Source organism: Pseudomonas sp. CIP-10 (assembly GCF_020911845.1).
In the GTDB taxonomy this organism is placed as follows: domain Bacteria; phylum Pseudomonadota; class Gammaproteobacteria; order Pseudomonadales; family Pseudomonadaceae; genus Aquipseudomonas; species Aquipseudomonas alloputida.
This window is the reverse complement of the sequence record NZ_CP087160.1, coordinates 3,557,845-3,577,321: the sequence shown is the minus strand read 5'-3', so window position 1 is coordinate 3,577,321 and position 19,477 is coordinate 3,557,845. Positions and strand designations below refer to the sequence as shown.

Genomic DNA, 19,477 nt, shown 5'->3' with positions numbered 1-19,477 from the left:
CATGTTCAGTAAATCGATGCTCCTGCTGGTGCTTCCTGGGGCAATGGCGTTGCTTGCCGGTGCTGTGTTGCCATTTCAGGCCGCCGGCAATGCTGCGGTAGGCCGGGCCCTTGGGCACTGGCTGTGGGGGGCCTTCACATCGTTGACGGTGAGCATGCTGGTGGTGATCGCTGCGCTGCTGATTATCCGGGTACCGGCACCAGACATGGGCAAGGCCTTGCAAGGGCCCTGGTGGTTATGGATTGGTGGCGTGCTGGGGGCACTGTATGTAGCCGGCGCCGCAGCACTCACCCCGAAACTTGGCGCAGCAGGGTTCCTGGTACTGGTGGTGGCAGGGCAGATCATCACGGCAGTGCTTGCCGACCACTACGGGGCGATGGGGCTGGGTGGCAAGCCGCTTAGTCTGGCCAGGGTGGCTGGCGTGGTGCTGATCCTGTGCGGAGTGTTGCTGGTACAAGGCCCTTGGGCAACGGCGTCACCGGCCCATTCCACGGCAGCTGTGAAGGGGCAAGAAAACTGATCAGCGCCCTGCTTGGCTGCAGGCCCGTACGGTTTCGCGCAGCCAGCGGTGCCCGGGGTCACTGTCCTTGCGGTTGTGCCAGGCTTGCTGATAGTCGAACGAGGGGATGGCCAGTGGCGGCGTGAACTGGCGCAGTGTCCTGTGCTGGCGCAACGACCCCACGGCGCGGCTGGCCACCGTCAGGATCAGGTCGGTGCCGGCCAGCACTTCGACCGCAGCACTCCAGTGTGGCAAGGCCAGGGCAATACGGCGTTGCAAGCCCCGGGCGGCCAGTGCGCGCTCGATTTCATCGAAAGCATCCGGGCGCATGGCCATCAATACATGTGGGCGTGCCAACCAGTCTTCCAGGGCCATACCGCCACTGGCAGGCAGGACCTGGCGATCGGCAACGCTGATGAAGCGATCGGCAAACAGGGGCTGGACGGTGATGTCCTGAGGCAGTTCGGGGAACAGGCCCAGGGCCAGATCCAGCTCGCCATCGAGCAACTGCGCCAACATGGTTTCACGGCTGGCCTGGCTGATGGCCAGGTCCACCCCGGGCGCGACTTGGCGCAGGTGGCGTAGCAGATGCGGCAGGATGATGCGCGAAGCGTAGTCGGATAGCGACAGCCGGAATCGGCGCTGGGCCCGGGCTGGCTCGAACAGCGGGGTGGCCAGCAGGCTGTCGAGATTGCTCAGTGCATCCTGTAACGGTTGTGCCAGGGATTGGGCGCGGGCGGTAAGGGCCATGCCGCCACCTTGGCGTACCAGCAAAGGGTCGTCGAAGTGTTTGCGCAACTGCGCCAAGGCGTGGCTGACCGCCGGTTGGCTGCGGTGCAGGCGCAGGGCTGCGCGGGTCACGTGCCGTTCACTGAGCAGGGCATGCAGGGCGAGCAGCAGGTTGAGGTCGATCTTGCGCAGTTCATCCATCAGGTGAATGGCCTTGGTCAATTCTGGCGACTCGGATCAGCTTAACAAATGCTTGAGTCTTGCACGCGCTTACAAGCTGCTGGCGATAGAGGCCTTTTCGCAGTACATGGACTCTACTAAATGGCTTTATGTTTGAGCTGTAATTTACTGATAAAAAAGAGTTATCTTCTTGCAGTCGCATGCTGAACACACTGTTCAAAGTAAGTCCGCTTTATCGCTTCAGGCTTGAGCCGCGAGCGGCTGTTGTACGTCTGCTCGGTAATGCCGAAGGCAGTCATGCGCATCCAGGGTTTGGGGAATTTGCGTACCTGCAGCTTCTTGCGCGTGGCATACAAGGTCACCCCGGAAAGCTTGGCCTGTTGGGCCTCGGCGGCTATCTGCGCGCCCCAGCTGCAGGTGTGGCGATCGTTCTGGCTCAGTGCCCTGGCTTGGGCGCCGAAAGCGAAGGTGGCCAGCAGGCAGCCGGCCATCGTTGCTAGAAGTACTCGCATGTTGCTGTCCTAAGCATCTGAAAGAGAACGGAGTTTGCCTTCGCTTTCCGCAGCCGTGGGCCAGCAATTTGCCGTCAGGTCACAGCCATGCGCAGCGGGCTGGCCACGGGCCTGCGCAGGCTTGTCCAGGCCAGGCTGGCAACCCAGAGCAACGAAACACCGTAGTTAAGGCGTTGATAGAGGCCGAACAGCTGGCCACTCTGCGCCGCCTGGCCCATCAACGCGACGGTGATGATGGCCAACACCACGCAAGCCAGGGAAAGCAGCGCCAAGGCGGGGGAGCCGGCAATGCGGTTGCCCAGCCATGCCCATACGGCGCTGGCCAAGGTCAGCGAGAGGAACATCAGCAGACCAAACAGGTTATGCAGTTGCTGCGAGGTAGATGGCTGTGCCGGTGCACAGCCCTGGTCGCAAGGGAACCAGCCGGTGCCCAAACTGCCCATGCCATGCAGCAACACCAGGCCCGCACTCAGCAGCGCCAGCTTCGAGCTGCGCCAGCGCCGCACCAGGCCCCAGGCAAACAGGGCAAACAGCAGGGCCAGAGGGAAATTGTTGACCCGTGGCGACCAGCTGTGGGTTGGCGAACCGGCCGCGCCAAGCTGGCTCATGGCCTGTTGCAGGTGATCATAGCCAGGGTAGGCCTGAGCGGTGAGCCATACCCCCACCAGCAGCCAGAGGGGGATCAGCAGGCCACTGCCGAGCAAAAGGCGGTCGAGGGTTTTCATACTGCAGATTCCTTCCATGGAACAGTGAGCGTGAAGGCGTACAGTACAGGCTTGCGCAGGTCATGGGCCAGGAATTCTGCGCGTTTTTTCAGGGGCCAGGGACTGCAAAGATGGCAATAAATACCGCACGGGGTGTATGTGATCGTACAACCGCTTGCGCTATGATGAGCGCTGTCTTTCAAGGTGAAATACAGGGCAATGACAGAGCAGCAGGTACAGGCAAGGACCCGGCGCAAGCCGCGCAGTCTGGCCCAGGAACTGGTCACGGTGCTGACCGAACGCATTCGCAGCGGCCAGCTCAAGCGCGGCGACAAGCTGCCGACCGAATCGCAGATCATGGCCGAGGAGGGCGTCAGCCGCACGGTGGTGCGTGAGGCGATCTCGCGGTTGCAGGCCGCCGGGCAGGTTGAGACCCGCCACGGCATCGGCACCTTCGTGCTGGATGCGCCGGCTACGGGCGGTTTCCGTATCGACCCGGCCACCGTGGTCACCCTGCGCGAAGTGCTGGCGGTGCTGGAGTTGCGCATTGCCCTGGAGATCGAGTCGGCCGGGCTGGCTGCCCAGCGGCGAAGCGACGAAGCCCTGGCCGGTATGCGGGCGGCGCTGGACGAACTCAACGAGGGGGCGGCCCACGCCACCGATGCGGTGTCGGCGGACTTCCAGTTCCACCTGCGCATTGCCCAGGCCAGCGGCAACCACTACTTCGCCGACATCATCAACCACCTGGGTACCAGCATCATTCCGCGCACCCGGCTGAATTCGGCGCGCCTGGCCCATGATGATCAGGCGCATTACATGAGTCGCCTGATGCATGAGCACGAGGCGATCTATGAGGCGATTGCCCGGCGTGACAGCGAAGGGGCGAAGATGGCCATGCGCATGCACCTGAGCAACAGCCGCGAGCGCTTGCGCCAGGCGCATGAGGCGGCGGAAGCGCAAGGGACCTGAAGCCTTTGCTGCCTGTACTGGCCTCTTCGCGGGCAAGATAGCCCTGTAGGAGCGGGCTTGCCCGCGAAGAGGCCGGTACAGTCAAAAAGAAAAGCCCCGCCGTGCGCAGGGCTTTCTTGTTGCTTGCACCGGTCAGATCGCCCCGTCACTCCACTGCCCGTTCACCAACCGCCGCAGCCCCAGCGGGTTGCCGTCGCGCAGTGCCTCAGGCAGCAGTGTCTGCGGGTAGTTCTGATAGCACACCGGGCGCAGGAAGCGGTCGATGGCCAACGTGCCGACCGAGGTGCCACGCGCATCGGAGGTCGCCGGGTACGGGCCTCCGTGCACCATCGCATCACAGACTTCGACACCGGTCGGGTAGCCATTGACCAGGATTCGACCGACTTTCTCCTCCAGCAGCGGCACCAGCCAGGCGAAGGCATCGAAGTCCTCCGCCTCGCCGATCAGCGTCGCGGTCAGCTGGCCGCGCAGGCCGAGCAGCGCGTCGCGCAGTTGGTCGTGGTCCTGCACCTCTACAGCCACGGTGGTGGGCCCAAACACTTCTTCCTGCAACAGCGGGTCGGACTCGACCAGCAGGCGTGCATCGGCCTTGAACAGCTGAGCGCGTGCCTGGTTGCCTTCCTGCGCCTGGCCGGCCACATGCTCGATACCGGCATGGGCATGCAGGTGTTCAAGGCCGCCAACGTAGCTGCGCAGGCCGCCAGCGTTGAGCATGGTTTGCCCGGCTTGCTGGTCCAGGTACTGGCCAAGGTCGGCGAGCAGCTGGCTGTACTGTGGTGACTGCAGGCCAATCACCAACCCAGGGTTGGTGCAGAACTGCCCGGCGCCCATGCACACGGACCCCGCCAACTCGCGGGCAATGGCTTCGCCACGCTTGGCCAGGGCGCCCGGCAGGATGATGACCGGGTTGATGCTCGACATCTCGGCAAATACCGGGATTGGCTGCGGGCGCTCAGCGGCCATGCGGCAAAGGGCATCGCCGCCTTTGAGCGAGCCGGTGAAGCCAACCGCCTGGATGGCGGGGTGCTTGACCAGCCACTCGCCCACGCCGCCACCAAATACCATGTTGAACACGCCCTTGGGCATGCCGGTACGCTCAGCGGCGCGCACGATGGCGCAGCCGACCAGGTCGGCCGTGGCCATGTGCCCGCTGTGCGCCTTGAATACCACCGGGCAGCCCGCGGCGAGGGCGGCCGCGGTATCACCACCGGCGGTGGAGAAGGCCAGCGGGAAGTTGCTGGCCCCGAACACGGCGACCGGGCCCACGCCGATGCGCATCTGGCGCAGGTCTACGCGTGGCAGCGGTTGGCGCTCGGGCAATGCCAGGTCGATGCGCGCGCCGAGGAAGTCGCCGCGGCGCAGCACTTGGGCGAACAGGCGCATCTGCCCGCTGGTGCGGCCGCGCTCGCCCTGAATACGGGCGGCGGGCAGTGCAGTTTCGCGGCAGACGATGGCGACGAAGGCGTCATCCAGTTCGTCGAGTTCAGCGGCGATGGCGTCGAGGAACTCGGCCCGACGTGCCGGAGCCAGTTGGCGGAACTCGGCGAAGGCAGCGGCAGCGGCCTTGGCGGCCTGGTCCACTTCGGCTTCGGTGGCCTGGGCAAAGCTGTAGGGCAGGGCTTCGCCAGTGCTGGCGTCCAGGCTCTGCAGGCGCTGAGGGCCAGCGGCACTGCGCTGACCGGCGATGAAGTTATGGCCGAGGATTTCAGGCATGGGGTGCTCCTGTGGGATTGAGAGTGGCGTGTGTGAATGCGTGGTCAGGGCTGCGGCATCAGGTAATGGGCGCCGGGTTGAACAGGGTGATGTCGTTGTGCAACCGGTGTTGTTCGGCCCAGGTCTGCTTGCGGCCGCTGGCCACGTCCAGGTAGTAATGGAACAGCTCCCAGCCCAGCTCCTCGATGGTCGAGCGACCACTGGCGATGCGACCGGCGTCGATGTCGATCAGGTCGGGCCAGCGCTGGGCCAGTTCGCTGCGGGTACACACCTTGACCACCGGCGCCATGGCCAGGCCATACGGGGTGCCGCGGCCGGTAGTGAAGACGTGCAGGTTCATGCCGGCCGCCAGTTGCAAGGTGCCACAGACAAAGTCGCTGGCCGGGGTGGCGCAGAAAATCAGGCCTTTGCGGTTGACCCGCTCGCCTGGGCCGAGCACACCCTGGATAGCGCCGCTGCCCGACTTGACGATCGAACCCAGCGATTTCTCGACGATGTTCGACAGCCCGCCTTTCTTGTTGCCCGGTGTGGTGTTGGCGCTGCGGTCGGCGGCGCCTTGCTGCAGGTAGCGGTCGTACCAGTCCATTTCGCGCACCAGCGCGTCGGCAACGTCCTGGTTTTCCGCACGCGAGGTCAGCATGTAGATCGCGTCGCGCACCTCGGTCACTTCAGAGAACAGCACGGTGGCGCCAGCGCGGACCAGCAGGTCGGCGGCATAGCCCAGTGCCGGGTTGGCGGTGATGCCCGAGAAGGCGTCGCTGCCACCGCATTGCATACCGAGGATCAGTTCGCTGGCCGGGACCGTTTCGCGGCGGCGCTGGTCGAGCTTCTTCAGGCGGGTTTCGGCCAGGTCCATGATCTGCTCGATCATTTCAACAAAGCCAAGGCTGGCATCTTGCAGGCGGTACAGCCATGGGTCGCTGAGGTCCACCGAGGGGTCGTTGTCGTGCATCACCTGGCTGGCTTGCAGTTTTTCACAGCCCAGGCTGATCACCAGTGCCTCGCCGCCAAGGTTAGGGTTGCGCGCCAGGTTGCGCACGGTGCGGATCGGGATGTAAGCGTCGCGGGCGTTGATTGCCACACCGCAGCCGTAGCTGTGGGTAATGGCTACCACGTCATCGACGTTGGGGTATTTGGGCAGTAGTTCGTTGCGAATGCGCTTGACTGCATGTTCCAGCACGCCGGTCACGCACTGCACGGTGGTGGTGATGCCGAGGATATTGCGGGTGCCGACAGTGCCGTCGGCGTTGCGATAGCCCTCGAAGGTGAAGCCCTCCAGCGGCGGCAGCGGTTGTGGCACTGCATCGCAGCGCGGCAGGCTGTCCAGGTCCGGGGCGGCCGGCATGGCCAGCTGGCTTTCCTGAACCCAGCTGCCTTGGCGCAGGTCTTCCAGCGCGTAGCCGATGATTTGCCCGTAGCGGCGCACGGGCTCGCCCTTGGCGATGGCCACGGTGGCCACCTTGTGGCTTTGCGGCACGCCTTCGATCAGGGTCAGGCCGTCGGCGAAGCGGGCGCCTTCGCCCAAGCCGCCGTCGTTGACAACGACCACGACGTTGTCGTCGTCGTGCAGGCGGACGTAGCGGGGCGAGTCGGAATGTTCGATCAACTGCATGTTTGGGCCCTACTTGTCAGGTTCTCAGGCTTTTGTACATCCGCCCATGCCGGGTGACCCGGCGCGGGCGTGTTTTTTCAGTGACGGGAGCTGGCCAGTTCGCCGTCGGTGGCAGGCTCAGCGTGTGGCTTCGGGGCAGCATCACGCAATTCGATACGCTTGATGGGGCCGACGATAACCAGATAGCTGAATACCGCGACCAGCGCGTTGGCACCCACGTACACAAGCGCCCACTTGAACGAGCCGGTGGCGCTGATGATGTAGCCGATCACGATAGGGGTGGTGATCGACGCGATGTTGCCGAAGGTGTTGAACAGGCCACCGGACAGCCCGGCGATCTGCTTGGGTGAAGTGTCCGCGACCACCGCCCAGCCCAGTGCGCCGATGCCCTTGCCGAAAAACGCCAGCGTCATGAAGCCAACCACCATCCACTCGGCATCGACGTAGTTGCAGAACACCATGGTGGTGGACAGCAGCAGGCCACAGACGATCGGCAGTTTGCGCGAGAAGGTCAGCGAGTTGCCGCGGCGCAGCAGCCAGTCGGAGATCACGCCACCCAGGACGCCGCCGATAAAACCACACACCGCCGGCAGCGAGGCGATGAAGCCGGCCTTGAGAATGGTCATGCCACGTTCCTGCACCAGGTACACCGGGAACCAGGTGAGGAAGAAGTAGGTGATGGCGTTGATGCAGTACTGGCCCAGGTATACGCCCAGCAGCATGCGGCTGGTCAGCAACTGCTTGATGTAACCCCATTTCGGGCCGTCGCTGCCGCGCTTCTGGTCCATGTCGACCAGGCCGCCGTTCTGCTCGATGTGCTCGAGTTCGCTTTGGCTGATGCGCGGGTGTTGGCGCGGGTTGTAGATGGTCTTCAGCCACACCATCGAGAAGATGATGCCCAGCACACCCATGACCACGAAGACGTGCTCCCAGCCGAAGCTGAACACGATCCAGCCCATGATCGGGGCGAACAGTGCAGTGGCGAAATACTGCGCCGAGTTGAAGATGGCCGACGCCGTGCCGCGTTCCTGGGTCGGGAACCATGCGGCGACGATGCGCGCGTTACCCGGGAATGACGGGGCTTCGGCGAAACCGACCAGGAAGCGCAGGGTGAAGAGGGTGACCACGGCCCAGGCAACCGGCAGGCCACCGACAAAACCCTGCAGCAGGGTGAACAGCGACCAGGTGAAGATGCTGAAGGCGTAGACGTTTTTGGAACCGAAGCGATCGAGCAGCCAGCCACCAGGAATCTGGCCAGCCACGTAAGCCCATCCGAAGGCGGAAAAGATATAACCGAGGGTTACGGCGTCAATGCCGAGGTCTTTCTGCAGGCTGGAGCCTGCGATAGCAATGGTAGCGCGGTCGGCATAGTTGATCGTGGTCACCAGAAACAGCATGAACAGGATCAGGTAGCGCACATGCGTTTTCTTAGTCGCTTGCATGCTGGCAAAACTCCCACTAGTTATTTTTGTGCGGGCTCACGAATTGTAACCGGAGTGGGGGTAGGCCCACTCCGGGTGCGGCATCTGGCAGGCCGCGGGCAGCGCTTACTGCGGGCCCATCTTGTCCATCAGCGCGGCGAGCATTTCGTACTCTTCGGCGGTGAGGTCGGTCAGCGGAGTGCGCACCGGGCCAGCGTCGTAACCGGCAATTCTGGCGCCGGCCTTGACGATGCTCACGGCGTAGCCGGCCTTGCGGTTGCGGATGTCCAGGTAGGGCAGGAAGAAATCGTCGATCAGCTTGGCCACGGCGGCGTGGTCGTCACGGGCGATGGCGTTGTAGAAGTCCATGGCGGTTTTCGGCACGAAGTTGAACACCGCGGAGGAGTAAACCGGTACGCCCAGGGCTTTGTAGGCGGCAGCATACACTTCGGCGGTCGGCAGGCCACCCAGGTAGCTGAAGCGCTCGCCCAGGCGACGACGGATCGACACCATCAGTTCGATATCACCCAGGCCGTCCTTGTAGCCGATCAGGTTCGGGCAGCGCTCGGCCAGTTTTTCCAGCAGGTCGGCGTTCAGGCGGCAGACGTTGCGGTTGTACACCACCACACCGATGTTTACCGATTTGCACACCGCTTCGACGTGGGCGGCGACGCCGTCCTGGCTGGCTTCGGTCAGGTAGTGCGGCAGCAACAGCAGGCCCTTGGCACCCAGGCGCTCGGCTTCTTGCGCGTATTCGATAGCCTGGCGGGTGGAGCCACCGACACCGGCGAGGATCGGCACCGAAGTGGCGCAGGTGTCGACCGCGGTCTTGATCACCTGGCTGTATTCGCTGGCGGCCAGGGAGAAGAATTCACCGGTACCGCCAGCGGCGAACAGCGCGCTGGCGCCGTAGGGGGCCAGCCACTCAAGGCGCTTGATGTAGCCAGCCGGGTTGAAGTCGCCCTGGGCATTGAAGTCGGTGACCGGGAAAGACAGCAGGCCGTGGGAGAGGATGGATTTAAGTTCTTGTGGATTCATTGTTGTTGGCATCCTGTGGCGCTTGGGTGAGGGGTGTTGTTTTGCGTTGGAGGTAAGTTATCGTACAACTTGCGCGATGACTAGTCCTTTTTCAGAGTTTTGTGTTCTCGCCAGGGTGGCCGTCTGGATAGGTGTGTTGTGGCGCAGATCGAGCGCCGCCCGCGCGGCGCTTCGCGGGTAAACCCGCTCCTACGTTTGTTTCGGGCCAGTTATGCCTGTGGCATTTGCGCGCGAACGCCTTGGCGCATGCCTCGATATCGCGTCGTACAAACAAGGCGGTCGCGCGCGTCTGGCACAGGCGATACTGGCCCGAAACAAACGTAGGAGCGGGTTTACCCGCGAAGCGCCGCGCGGGCGGCGCTCGATTTCACAGGCGCAGCAGGTACGACGACAAACACATGGCAGTCATCGTATCTCTTAAGGGGAAGGAAAAAACGATCGCGGAGACAGGCACAAGCCCGCCGCCCGATTCCACGGGAAGTGTTCTGGGACCAGCAGAGGGTGACCGGGGAAACGGGGGCGGCCTTGCGCCGCCCCGCGATCAAAGCAGAGGAAACTGAAGGTCAGGCCGCGTGCTGGCGCTTGATTTGCGCCTTGCGTACCTGGGCCCGGCAAGCATCGCCGAAAGCCTGGAAGATCTTTATCGAGTCAGGGTTCTTCGCCGCCTGCCATTCAGGGTGCCACTGCACCGCGAACAAGAACGGCGAAATGCTTGGCGCATGAATCGCTTCGACCAGGCCATCTTCGGCACGGGCGATCGCTTCAATACCGGCGCCGAGCTTGTGCAGGCCTTGGCCATGCAGCGAGTTGACGCGAATCTCGTCGGTACCCAGGGTGTCGTGCAGCCAGCTGCCCGGCTGGATCTTCACCCCATGCACCTGGGCGTACTGCACTTCGACCGGGTCTTCCGGGTTTTCCCGGTGGTCATTGAACCCAGGTTCGGCATACACCTTCTGGTAAATGTCGCCACCCAGGGCCACGTTGATTTCCTGCATGCCGCGGCAGATGCCGAAAATGGGCAGGCCACGCTTGATCGCCGCCTTGACCAGCGGAATGTCGAACAGGTCGCGGTTCTGGTCCTGGCCTTTGCCTGGGGTCTGGTTTTCCTGGCCATACAGGGCCGGGTCGATGTTGCTGCCAGCGCCAGTCAGGTAAACGCCGTCGGCCATGTCCAGGTAGGTCTCGAGGTCGTCAGTGCCGCAGCAGGTAGGCACCAACACCGGGACGCAATCGGAGAACTCGACCAGCGGGGTAATGTATTTGTGGGTCATGACCTGGTAGTCATGGCCTTTGCGCTCTTGGCTGCCCATGGTCATCAGGACGACGGGTTTGCGCAGGGAAGGTTGCTTGTTGCCAATGTTGCTGTTGGACATATGTCACCTTGGGACAGGTTCGACCTGTCGTTGTTGTGCAGGCGCACGGCGCGGGGCCTTGGGTGCTGCCTGTAGCCCCGAGCACTGCCGGCTCGTCAGAGGCGACGATTCCGGTCGGGGCTTGTAGATAGCTTGCCAGAGCCGTTCGATATGTCAAACGACGGAAGCGGGCTTTAACGCGGGGGATACGCCGTTTTCTGGGGGCTGAAACCGATGCGGGCCTGTGGCGGCGTGGGTTTGGCAGGGGCTGCGGTCAATAATATTTAACGATGCAGTTGGGTCATTGCAGCGGCGCAATGAATAGGTCGCTTGAAGTCACCTTGGTCCATGTGTGCGGCCTTGTGTTGCGAAAGGGCCGCAAAGCGGCCCCTCGGATTTCAGCACTGTGCATAGATTGCCGGGGCTGCTGCGCAGCCCTCTCGCGACGCAAGGCCGCTCCCACAAAGTCCAGTGACAGGTCTTCAATCAGTGCAGTATCTGCGCCAGGAACGCCTTGGCCCGCTCGGTGCGCGGCTGGTTGAAGAACACCTGTGGCGGGCTGTCCTCGATGATCTGCCCACCCTCAAGGAACAGCACCCGCTCGGCGACCTGCCGGGCAAAGCCCATTTCATGGGTGACGCACAGCATGGTCATGCCCGTGCCAGCCAACTGCACCAGCACGTCCAGCACCTCGGCGACCATTTCCGGGTCCAGCGCCGAAGTGGGCTCGTCGAACAGCATGATCCGCGGCTTCATGCACAGCGCCCGGGCGATTGCCACGCGCTGCTGCTGGCCGCCGGACAGCTGGCTGGGGTACTTGTGCGCCTGGCTTTCGATGCCGACCTTGCTCAGGTACATGCGTGCCCGCTCCTCGGCGTCCTTGCGTGACAGCCCGCGCACGCTGGTGGGGGCCAGCAGGCAGTTGTCGAGCACGCTCATGTGCGGGAACAGGTTGAAGTGCTGGAACACCATGCCGATGTCGCTGCGTACCTGTGCGGCCTCGCGCGTGGTGGCCGCCAGGTCGATGCCGTCCACCTGGATGCTGCCCTGCTGGGCGACTTCCAGGCGGTTGATGCAACGGATCAGGGTCGACTTGCCCGAGCCGGACGGCCCGCACAGCACGATGCGTTCGCCTTCGCGCACCTGCAGGTCGATGTCACGCAGCACGTGGAACGCGCCATAGTGCTTGTTCAGGCCTTCGATGCGTATCAGCACCGAACGCGGGTCGGGTTCGGGGGCAAGGGTGGCAAGGCTCAGTGGTGCGGTCATCTTGTTGTTCTCCCGCGTGGGTTCAGTCGAAACGGGTCGCGCTGTAAGGCGCGGGGTCGGTGAAGGGGGGCTCGCCAGTGAGCAGCTCGGCCAGCAGCCGGCCGCAGACTGGGCCCAGCGTGAGGCCGTGATGGGCGTGACCGAAGTTGAACCACAGCCCTGGGTGGCGCGGCGCCGGCCCGATCACCGGGCGCATGTCGGGCAGGCAGGGGCGGCGGCCCAGCCATGGTGTGTCGTCCAGCCGTTCGCCGAGGGCCGGGAACAGCTTGCGCGCCAAGGCCTCGCAGCGGCCCAGCTGAATCTGATTGCCAGGCGCACTGGCTGCGTCGAACTCGATGCCGGTGGTCAGGCGCACGCCGCGCGCCATCGGCGCCAGTACATAGCCGCCTTGGGTGTCGCAGATCGAGTGCTCCAGCTGAGCGCCGTCACGGGTGCTGTAGTGCATGTGGTAGCCCCGCTTGATGGCCAGCGGGATCTGGTAGCCCAGGCCGCTGAACAAGTCGGCTGACTGAGGCCCAAGGCAGGCCACCACCTCGTCGGCAGTGATCGGGCCACGCTGGCTCTCTACCCGCCATTGGCCATTGGCCTGGCGCAGGCTGCGCGCATCGCCATGCACGAACTGCCCGCCGCGCTGCAGGAACAGCGCCGCATAGCCACGGGTGAGCGCGCCGGGGTTGTTCACGGTTTTCGGGTCGAGCCAGTGGATGCCACCGACCACGGTGGCGTCCAGCTGATGTTCACGTGCCTGCAGCTGCCCGCATTCAAGGATTTCGAACCGCAAGCCGTAGCGGCTCAGGCCCTTGGCATCGGTTTTTGCCTGCTCGAACAGCGCGGGGTCGCGGAACACTTCGATCCAGCCTTTGGCTTGCACCAGGCCCTCCAGGCCGGCGGCAGCGATCAGCGCGTCATGCTCGTCGACACAGCGCTGCACCAGCGGCAACATATCGGCGGCGGCGCCGGCCAGGCGCCCGGGTGCCGACTGGCGCCAGTAACGCCACAGCCACGGTGCGGCCTTGGGCAGGTGCGCCAGGCTGTAGCGCACATCGGGCTGGCGGTTCAGGCCGTAGCGCAGCAGTGCGCCGAGTTGCCGCGGGAAGGCATAGGGGATGACACTGGAGCGCTCGATCAGCCCGGCGTTACCGTGGCTGGTGCCGCTGCCCGGTTCGTCGCGGTCGATCAGAATTACCTGGCGCCCGCGTGCCTGCAGGTGCAGCGCGGTGCTGACGCCGACGATGCCGGCGCCGAGGACAAGGGTCTGGCAATGCATGAAACGTATCCTTCGGTCAGTTCAGGTGGCGGCCCAGGCGGGCTTCCAGGTGTTTCAACAGGCGCCGCACCAGTTCGACGATCACCAGGTAGAGCACGGCGGCCCACAGGTAGATCTGGAAGTCGAAACTGCGCGAGAAGGCCAGTTTGGTCACGCCCATCAGGTCGTAGATCGTCACCAGCGAGGCGATCGCGCTGGCCTTGATCATCAGGATCAGTTCGTTGCCCAACGGGCCAATGGCTACCAGCAGCGACTGCGGCAATATCACCTTGAAGAACGTGGTCGAGCGCTTCAGGTTCAGCGCCCGCGCCGCTTCATGCTGGCCAGGCGCAACCGCCATCAGGCTGCCGCGGAAGATTTCGGCCTGGTAGGCGGCAGTGTTCAGGGTGAACGCCAGCAAGGTGCAAAACCACGCATCCCGGAAGAACCACCACAGGCCGACGTCCTGCCAGAAACTCTTGAGCGAACCCAGGCCGTAATACAGCAGGAACAATTGCGCCAGCAGCGGTGAGCCGCGGAAGAAGTACACGTAGCCGGCGGCCATGCGCTGCAGCACCAGGCTGCGAGACAGGCGTGCAAGGGCCAGCAGAAGGCCGAGCACAGCACCCAGGCTGAAGGAAATCGCCACCAGCTTGGCGGTTACCAGCAGGCCGTCGATGAAGCGCGGGCCGTAGCGTTCCAGCAGGTCGGGGTCAAGCACCATTGCCAGCAGTTGATCGAAGCTCATGCGCGTGCTCCTTGCAGGTGGCGGTTGCTGCGCCGTTCGATGTAGGCGAACACGCGCCCGGACAGTGCCGCGAACAGCAGGTAGCCCAGGCAGGCGACGCCGTAGAAGAACATCGGCTCCTTGGTTACGCTGACCGCCAGGTTGGTCTGGCGCATCAGGTCGACCAGCGAGATGGTCGACACCAGCGAGGTGTCCTTGAGCAGCGACAGCCAGTTGTTGGACAAGCCGGGCAGGGCGATGCGGGTCAGTTGCGGCAGCAGCACCTTGAAGAAACCGGTGCGCTTGCTAAGCCCAAGCGCCGAGCAGGCTTCCAGCTGGCCCTTGGGCAGGGTCTTGAAGGCTGCCAGCCAGATCTCGCTGGAAAACGCGGCGAACACCAGGCTGAAGGCGATCATCGCGGCGAGGAAGGTGTTGATGAGGAACTCACCTTGGTAGCCCATGGCGGCGAGGATCTTCTGCGCGGCGATCTGGCAGCCGTAATAGATGATCAGCAAGGTCAGCAGCTCGGGCAGGCCGCGGAAGACGGTGGAAAAAGTGGTGGCCCAGGCCCGTGGCAGGCGTTTGCGTGAGCGCGCCGCCAGGGCGACCACCAGGCCCAGTGGCAGGCCGATGGGCAGGCAGGCCAAGGCCAGGGAAACGGTAACCAGCGCGCCGGCCAGCAACGCCTGGCCCCAGCCTCCGCTGGCGAAAGACAGCAAGGACAATTGATCGAGCATGACGAACCTCTTGGGCAGGTTATGCGGCCTTGTGGGAGCGGCCTTGCGTCGCGAACGGGCTGCGTAGCGGCCCCAGGGTTTATGCAACTGCAGAGATTGCCGGGGCCGCTACGCGGCCCTGTCGCGACGCAAGGCCGCTCCCACAGGGGGGGCGCACAACTTCCTGAAGATCAGTTGTAGATATCGAAAGCAAAGTACTTGCTGGCGATCTTCTGGTAGGTGCCGTTGGCCACGATCTGTTGCAGCGCGGTATTCAGGCGCTGGCGCAGGGCTTCGTCGTCCTTGCGCACAGCGATCGCGGCATCGGCCTTGGTGTCGGCCACGTCGCCAAGGATCTTGCAGCAATCCCCGCCGTTCTTGTTCATCCACTCGTGCAGCGGGAATTTGTCGGCAATCACGCCGTCCAGGCGGCCGGCCGCCAGGTCTGCGTTGGCTTCGTCCATGGTCGGGTACAGTTTCACGTCGGCACCGGCCTTGCCGTACACGTCTTCGGCGTAGATGGCCTGGGTAGAGGAAGACTGCGCACCGACGGTGTAGCCGACAAAGTCGGTCTGGGCGCTGTCGATCTTGCTGTCCTTGGCAACCGCCACGGTCAGGGGCGTGCGGTAGTAGTGCTCGGTGAAGGCGATCTTCTTGCGTCGCTCTTCGGTGTCGATCATCGATGCCACCACTGCGTCATACTTGCGCGCCATCAGGGCGGGGATGATGCCTTCCCAGTCCTGGGCCACCAGCGTGCATTCGACTTTCATCTGCTCGCACAGGGCGTGGGTGATGTCGACATCGAAGCCGTGCAGCTTGTTATCGGCGTCTACATAGTTGAAGGGCGGGTAGGCACCCTCGGTGGCGAACCGCAGGGTTTCAGCGCTGGCGGTACCCGCCAGCAGCAGGGCGCACGCACCCAGCAAGGCCATGGACTTGTTCATCTCGCACCTCATTGCACTCTTGCTATTGTTGTTTGCCCGTCGACCACGAGGTGTAGCCGACGAATTCGTTATGTAGAGCGGCAGTTGCTTCCAAGCGTTTTTCAACATCCGGTCCGAGCTTCTTGCAGACCTCGTTGACCATCAGATGCACCCACGACAGCATCGTCGAGGTGGATTCCCAGAACAGGTTGAACTCGGTGGGGATGCGGAACACCTCGTCGGCATTGGCATCCGCCCAGTCACAGAAGGTGTCGGTCACCAGGGTGACCGCAATGCCAGCCTCGCGCGCCTTCTGGCACAGCATCAGGGCATGGCGGGAATAACGGCGCGCCTCGAACACCACCAGGGCGCTGTCTTCGGCGCGGCCCAGCAGCACTTCGCCGAAGTGCCCGGCGCTGATGTCCACCCGTTGCACACCATCGCGCAGGTATTGCAGCAGGTGGCTCATGCACATGGCGATGCCGCGCTCGGTCTGGAAGCCGGCGATGAACACCCGCGGTTTGCTCGCCAGGCGTTGCGCCACGGTGTGCCAGGCGGGGCTCTGGCGGTATTCGTGTACGCGCACCAGGGCGGCGATTTCCAGCTCCAGGCTGCCGGCGTTGTCGCTGGCGTCCTGGTTCTGGCGGTAATCTTGCAGACGATCGCCTACCAGCCACGGGCCATCGCCCAGATCGTTCTGCAGGTCTTGCTTAAGCGCCTTGAGGTGGGCATAACCCAGTGAGCGACAGTAGCGCCCGACGCTGGATTCGCTGACGCCCAGCTTGGCGGCAATGCTGGCCGAGGTCTGGAACGGCAGTTCGTGCAGGTTGGCAAGCATGTAGGTGGCGATCTTGCGACCCGAGGCAGCGGCCCCTTCGAGGCTGTTTTCCAGGCGTTGCTTGATCAGTTGGCTCATGCTGCGGCTCCAGGGGTGAGGCTTGGGAAGAAAATGAATGTTTTCTGTCATCAAGTCAACATTTGACAGATTGCTGTCACATGAAGGAAAGTTTTTGTCGTTGCAACGCTGTAGCCATTCCAAAATCAACAAGGAGCTTCAGATGTCCGCACCTTCCACCAGCACCGTTGTGCGCGTGCCTTTTACCGAGCTGCAAAGCCTGTTGCAGGCCATTTTCCAGCGCCATGGGTGCAGCGAGGCCGTGGCCCGGGTGCTGGCCCACAACTGCGCCAGCGCCCAGCGTGATGGCGCCCATAGCCATGGGGTGTTCCGCATGCCCGGTTATGTCTCGACCTTGGCCAGCGGCTGGGTCGATGGCCAGGCCACGCCACAGGTCAGCGACGTGGCCGCCGGCTATGTGCGTGTCGATGCTGCGGGCGGTTTTGCCCAGCCAGCACTGGCGGCGGCCCGTGAGCTGTTGGTGGCGAAGGCGCGCAACGCAGGCATTGCCGTGCTGGCGATCCACAACTCGCACCACTTCGCCGCGCTATGGCCGGATGTCGAGCCGTTCGCCGAAGAGGGCCTGGTAGCCCTTAGCGTGGTCAACAGCATGACCTGCGTGGTGCCGCATGGTGCGCGCAAGCCGCTGTTCGGTACCAACCCCATCGCTTTTGCTGCGCCTTGCGCCGAGCATGACCCGATCGTTTTCGACATGGCCACCAGTGCCATGGCCCATGGCGATGTGCAGATTGCCGCGCGCGCCGGCCAGCAATTGCCGGAGGGCATGGGGGTGGATGCCGATGGCCAGCCGACCACCGACCCGAAGGCGATCCTGGAAGGCGGCGCCCTGCTGCCATTTGGCGGGCACAAGGGCTCGGCGTTGTCGATGATGGTCGAGCTGCTGGCGGCGGCGCTGACCGGCGGTCATTTCTCCTGGGAGTTCGATTGGTCCGGGCATCCGGGGGCGAAAACGCCATGGACCGGGCAGTTGATCATCGTCATCGACCCAGGCAAGGCCGAGGGCGAGCGCTTTGCCCAGCGCAGCCGCGAGCTGGTGGAGCACATGCAGGCGGTGGGGCTGACGCGCATGCCGGGCGAGCGGCGCTACCGTGAGCGCGAGGTGGCCGAGGAGGAGGGGGTGGCGGTGACCGAGCAGGAGTTGCAAGGCCTGAAAGAGCTGCTTGGCTGATCTGGCCCCTTCGCGGGTAAACCCACAGGTGCCTGAGCTGTTCCCAGGCTGTGCGCTGAACCCGTAGGAGCGGGTTTACCCGCGAAGAATCCAGCACGAATTTCCAGCCATGCAATGTTGCATAGACAACCTTGCACAATAGTGGATGTTCCTGAGCCCGCTCTGCGGGTATGCTCAGGGCTGACTTTCCGTACCGTCCTGATCCAAGGAGCTGCACGCTGTGTTCAAACATGTCGATGCCTATGCCGGCGACCCGATCCTCTCGTTGATGGAAACCTTCAAGGCCGACCCGCGCGCCGACAAGGTCAACCTGAGTATTGGCCTGTACTACGATGAGGCCGGCGTGGTGCCGCAACTGGCGGCGGTGGATGCGGTGGAAAAACGCATTGCCGGTCAGGACCACGAAGCCTCCCTGTACCTGCCGATGGAAGGCCTGGCCAGCTACCGCCAAGCCATCCAGGCGCTGCTGTTCGGTGCTGATCACCCGGCCGTGACCGGCGGCCGGGTGGCCACCGTACAGACCGTGGGTGGCTCCGGCGCCCTGAAGGTTGGTGCCGACTTCCTCAAGCGCTACTTCCCGCAGTCCGAAGTCTGGGTCAGCAACCCGACCTGGGACAACCACCGCGCCATCTTCGAAGGTGCAGGCTTCAAGGTGCACACCTACCCGTACTTCGACCAGGCCACCCGTGGCGTGGACTTCGACGGCATGCTGGCCACCTTGCAGAGCCTGCCGGCCAACAGCGTGGTGCTGCTGCACCCGTGCTGCCACAACCCTACCGGTGCCGATCTGCAGCAGCACCAGTGGCAACAAGTGGTCGAAGTGGTCAAGGCGCGCCAGCTGATCCCGTTCCTCGACATCGCTTATCAAGGCTTCGCCGAAGGCTTGGTAGAAGACGCCTACGCTATCCGCGAAATGGCCCGTGCCGGCGTGCCGTGCCTGGTCAGCAACTCCTTCTCGAAAATCTTCTCGCTGTATGGCGAGCGGGTGGGCGGCCTGTCGGTGGTGTGCGATGACGAGGCCACTGCCCAGAGCGTGCTTGGCCAGCTGAAGGCCACCGTGCGCCGCAACTACTCCAGCCCGCCCAACTTCGGCGCCCAGCTGGTTGCTGGCGTACTGAGCGATGCTGGCCTGAATGCCCAGTGGGCCGAAGAAGTCGAAGTGATGCGCAAGCGTATCCTCGACATGCGCCAGGCGTTGGTCGATGCCCTGGCCGTGCTGCTGCCGGGCCAGGACTTCCAGTTCTTCCTGCGCCAGCGCGGCATGTTCAGCTACACCGGCTTTAGCGTCGAGCAGGTACGTCGCCTGCGTGACGAGTTCGGCGTGTACCTGATCGACAGCGGCCGTGTGTGCATGTCCGGCCTGCGCCCGGCCAACCTGCAACGGGTTGCCGAAGCGTTCGCTGCCGTTCAGAAGTAACTCGCCAAGGGGCCAGCTGCGGCCCCTCCTGTGGGGCGCGGTTGGACTTTGTGGGAGGGGCCTTGCGTCGCGAAAGGGGGGCGGAGCGCCCCCACGATTGCAGCTTTGCCGCTGACATTGCTTGGGCCGCTTTGCGGCCCTTTCGCGACGCAAGGCCGCTCCCACAGGCGGCCCCACACGCTCCCAAGCCGCTACATTCCATCGAACGACACCAGCGTTGCCTTCCGCTTGTAAAGACAAGTGCAACCGCTCCTCGGAAAAGGGCTTCGCAAGTGCAACCTTTCCGTGCACAATCGCGCCCCTCTTTTCCGGTTGAGTTGGGCGAAACGTCTATTTCGCCATTCTCAGCCTGTTGCAGTCTTGCGA

At 63.7% G+C, this 19,477-nt stretch carries 18 protein-coding genes; 4 read left to right on the top strand and 14 right to left on the bottom strand.

What is annotated here, in order from left to right; translation table 11 throughout:
* Position 1: 1 nt before the first annotated feature.
* Positions 2-520 (top strand): DMT family transporter, encoded by a 519-nt coding sequence (locus tag LMH93_RS16220; RefSeq protein ID WP_230064370.1) that lies wholly within the window; start codon positions 2-4, stop codon positions 518-520.
* Here the strand turns inward: LMH93_RS16220 and LMH93_RS16215 are convergent, their stop codons facing one another.
* The 3 genes from LMH93_RS16215 to LMH93_RS16205 form a co-directional block, all read right to left on the bottom strand.
* Positions 521-1,429 (bottom strand): LysR family transcriptional regulator, encoded by a 909-nt coding sequence (locus tag LMH93_RS16215; protein WP_070095753.1) that lies wholly within the window; start codon positions 1,427-1,429, stop codon positions 521-523.
* A 161-nt stretch (positions 1,430-1,590) separates the two neighbouring features.
* Entirely contained in the window at positions 1,591-1,920 is a 330-nt protein-coding gene (locus LMH93_RS16210) for a hypothetical protein (protein WP_012052790.1), read from the bottom strand.
* A 74-nt stretch (positions 1,921-1,994) separates the two neighbouring features.
* Positions 1,995-2,645 carry a DUF998 domain-containing protein gene (locus tag LMH93_RS16205; RefSeq protein WP_070095746.1) on the bottom strand — a complete coding sequence of 217 codons (651 nt, stop codon included), beginning with the start codon at positions 2,643-2,645 and terminating at the stop codon, positions 1,995-1,997.
* 198 nt (positions 2,646-2,843) lie between these two features.
* Between LMH93_RS16205 and LMH93_RS16200 the strand changes: the two genes are divergently transcribed.
* Positions 2,844-3,593 carry a FadR/GntR family transcriptional regulator gene (locus LMH93_RS16200; RefSeq protein ID WP_003247694.1) on the top strand — a complete coding sequence of 250 codons (750 nt, stop codon included), beginning with the start codon at positions 2,844-2,846 and terminating at the stop codon, positions 3,591-3,593.
* Between the two features lie 132 nt (positions 3,594-3,725).
* On the opposite strand, the gene LMH93_RS16195 is transcribed toward LMH93_RS16200, so the two are convergent.
* From LMH93_RS16195 to LMH93_RS16145, 11 genes are all read right to left on the bottom strand, one after another.
* Complete coding sequence (locus LMH93_RS16195; RefSeq protein WP_003247696.1) at positions 3,726-5,306, bottom strand: aldehyde dehydrogenase (NADP(+)); 1,581 nt, start codon at positions 5,304-5,306, stop codon at positions 3,726-3,728.
* 58 nt (positions 5,307-5,364) lie between these two features.
* Positions 5,365-6,918, bottom strand: a complete 1,554-nt coding sequence (garD, locus tag LMH93_RS16190) for a galactarate dehydratase (RefSeq protein WP_004575278.1) — start codon at positions 6,916-6,918, stop codon at positions 5,365-5,367.
* Between the two features lie 77 nt (positions 6,919-6,995).
* Positions 6,996-8,360, bottom strand: a complete 1,365-nt coding sequence (locus tag LMH93_RS16185) for an MFS transporter (protein WP_003247701.1) — start codon at positions 8,358-8,360, stop codon at positions 6,996-6,998.
* Positions 8,361-8,465: 105 nt separating this feature from the next.
* On the bottom strand, positions 8,466-9,377 hold the full coding sequence (gene kdgD, locus LMH93_RS16180; RefSeq protein ID WP_003247703.1) for a 5-dehydro-4-deoxyglucarate dehydratase: 912 nt from the start codon (positions 9,375-9,377) through the stop codon (positions 8,466-8,468).
* A 563-nt stretch (positions 9,378-9,940) separates the two neighbouring features.
* A complete protein-coding gene (locus LMH93_RS16175; protein WP_004575279.1) occupies positions 9,941-10,750 on the bottom strand; it encodes a gamma-glutamyl-gamma-aminobutyrate hydrolase family protein in 810 nt (269 codons plus the stop codon).
* Positions 10,751-11,215: 465 nt separating this feature from the next.
* Positions 11,216-11,998 carry an amino acid ABC transporter ATP-binding protein gene (locus tag LMH93_RS16170; protein WP_003247711.1) on the bottom strand — a complete coding sequence of 261 codons (783 nt, stop codon included), beginning with the start codon at positions 11,996-11,998 and terminating at the stop codon, positions 11,216-11,218.
* Positions 11,999-12,020: 22 nt separating this feature from the next.
* Positions 12,021-13,265, bottom strand: coding sequence for an NAD(P)/FAD-dependent oxidoreductase (locus LMH93_RS16165; RefSeq protein WP_003247714.1), 1,245 nt, complete (start codon positions 13,263-13,265; stop codon positions 12,021-12,023).
* Between the two features lie 16 nt (positions 13,266-13,281).
* A complete protein-coding gene (locus tag LMH93_RS16160) occupies positions 13,282-13,992 on the bottom strand; it encodes an ABC transporter permease (RefSeq protein ID WP_185280235.1) in 711 nt (236 codons plus the stop codon).
* Positions 13,989-14,708, bottom strand: a complete 720-nt coding sequence (locus tag LMH93_RS16155; RefSeq protein WP_003247720.1) for an ABC transporter permease — start codon at positions 14,706-14,708, stop codon at positions 13,989-13,991. The genes LMH93_RS16160 and LMH93_RS16155 overlap by 4 nt, the downstream gene beginning before the upstream one ends.
* A 170-nt stretch (positions 14,709-14,878) precedes the next feature.
* Positions 14,879-15,631, bottom strand: a complete 753-nt coding sequence (locus tag LMH93_RS16150; protein ID WP_185280236.1) for a transporter substrate-binding domain-containing protein — start codon at positions 15,629-15,631, stop codon at positions 14,879-14,881.
* Between the two features lie 22 nt (positions 15,632-15,653).
* Positions 15,654-16,526, bottom strand: a complete 873-nt coding sequence (locus LMH93_RS16145) for a MurR/RpiR family transcriptional regulator (protein ID WP_185280237.1) — start codon at positions 16,524-16,526, stop codon at positions 15,654-15,656.
* Between the two features lie 142 nt (positions 16,527-16,668).
* Between LMH93_RS16145 and LMH93_RS16140 the strand changes: the two genes are divergently transcribed.
* Both LMH93_RS16140 and LMH93_RS16135 read left to right on the top strand, forming a co-directional pair.
* Positions 16,669-17,694, top strand: a complete 1,026-nt coding sequence (locus tag LMH93_RS16140; RefSeq protein WP_003247726.1) for an Ldh family oxidoreductase — start codon at positions 16,669-16,671, stop codon at positions 17,692-17,694.
* 220 nt (positions 17,695-17,914) lie between these two features.
* A complete protein-coding gene (locus tag LMH93_RS16135; protein WP_003247729.1) occupies positions 17,915-19,111 on the top strand; it encodes an amino acid aminotransferase in 1,197 nt (398 codons plus the stop codon).
* The last annotated feature ends 366 nt before the right edge of the window (positions 19,112-19,477 follow it).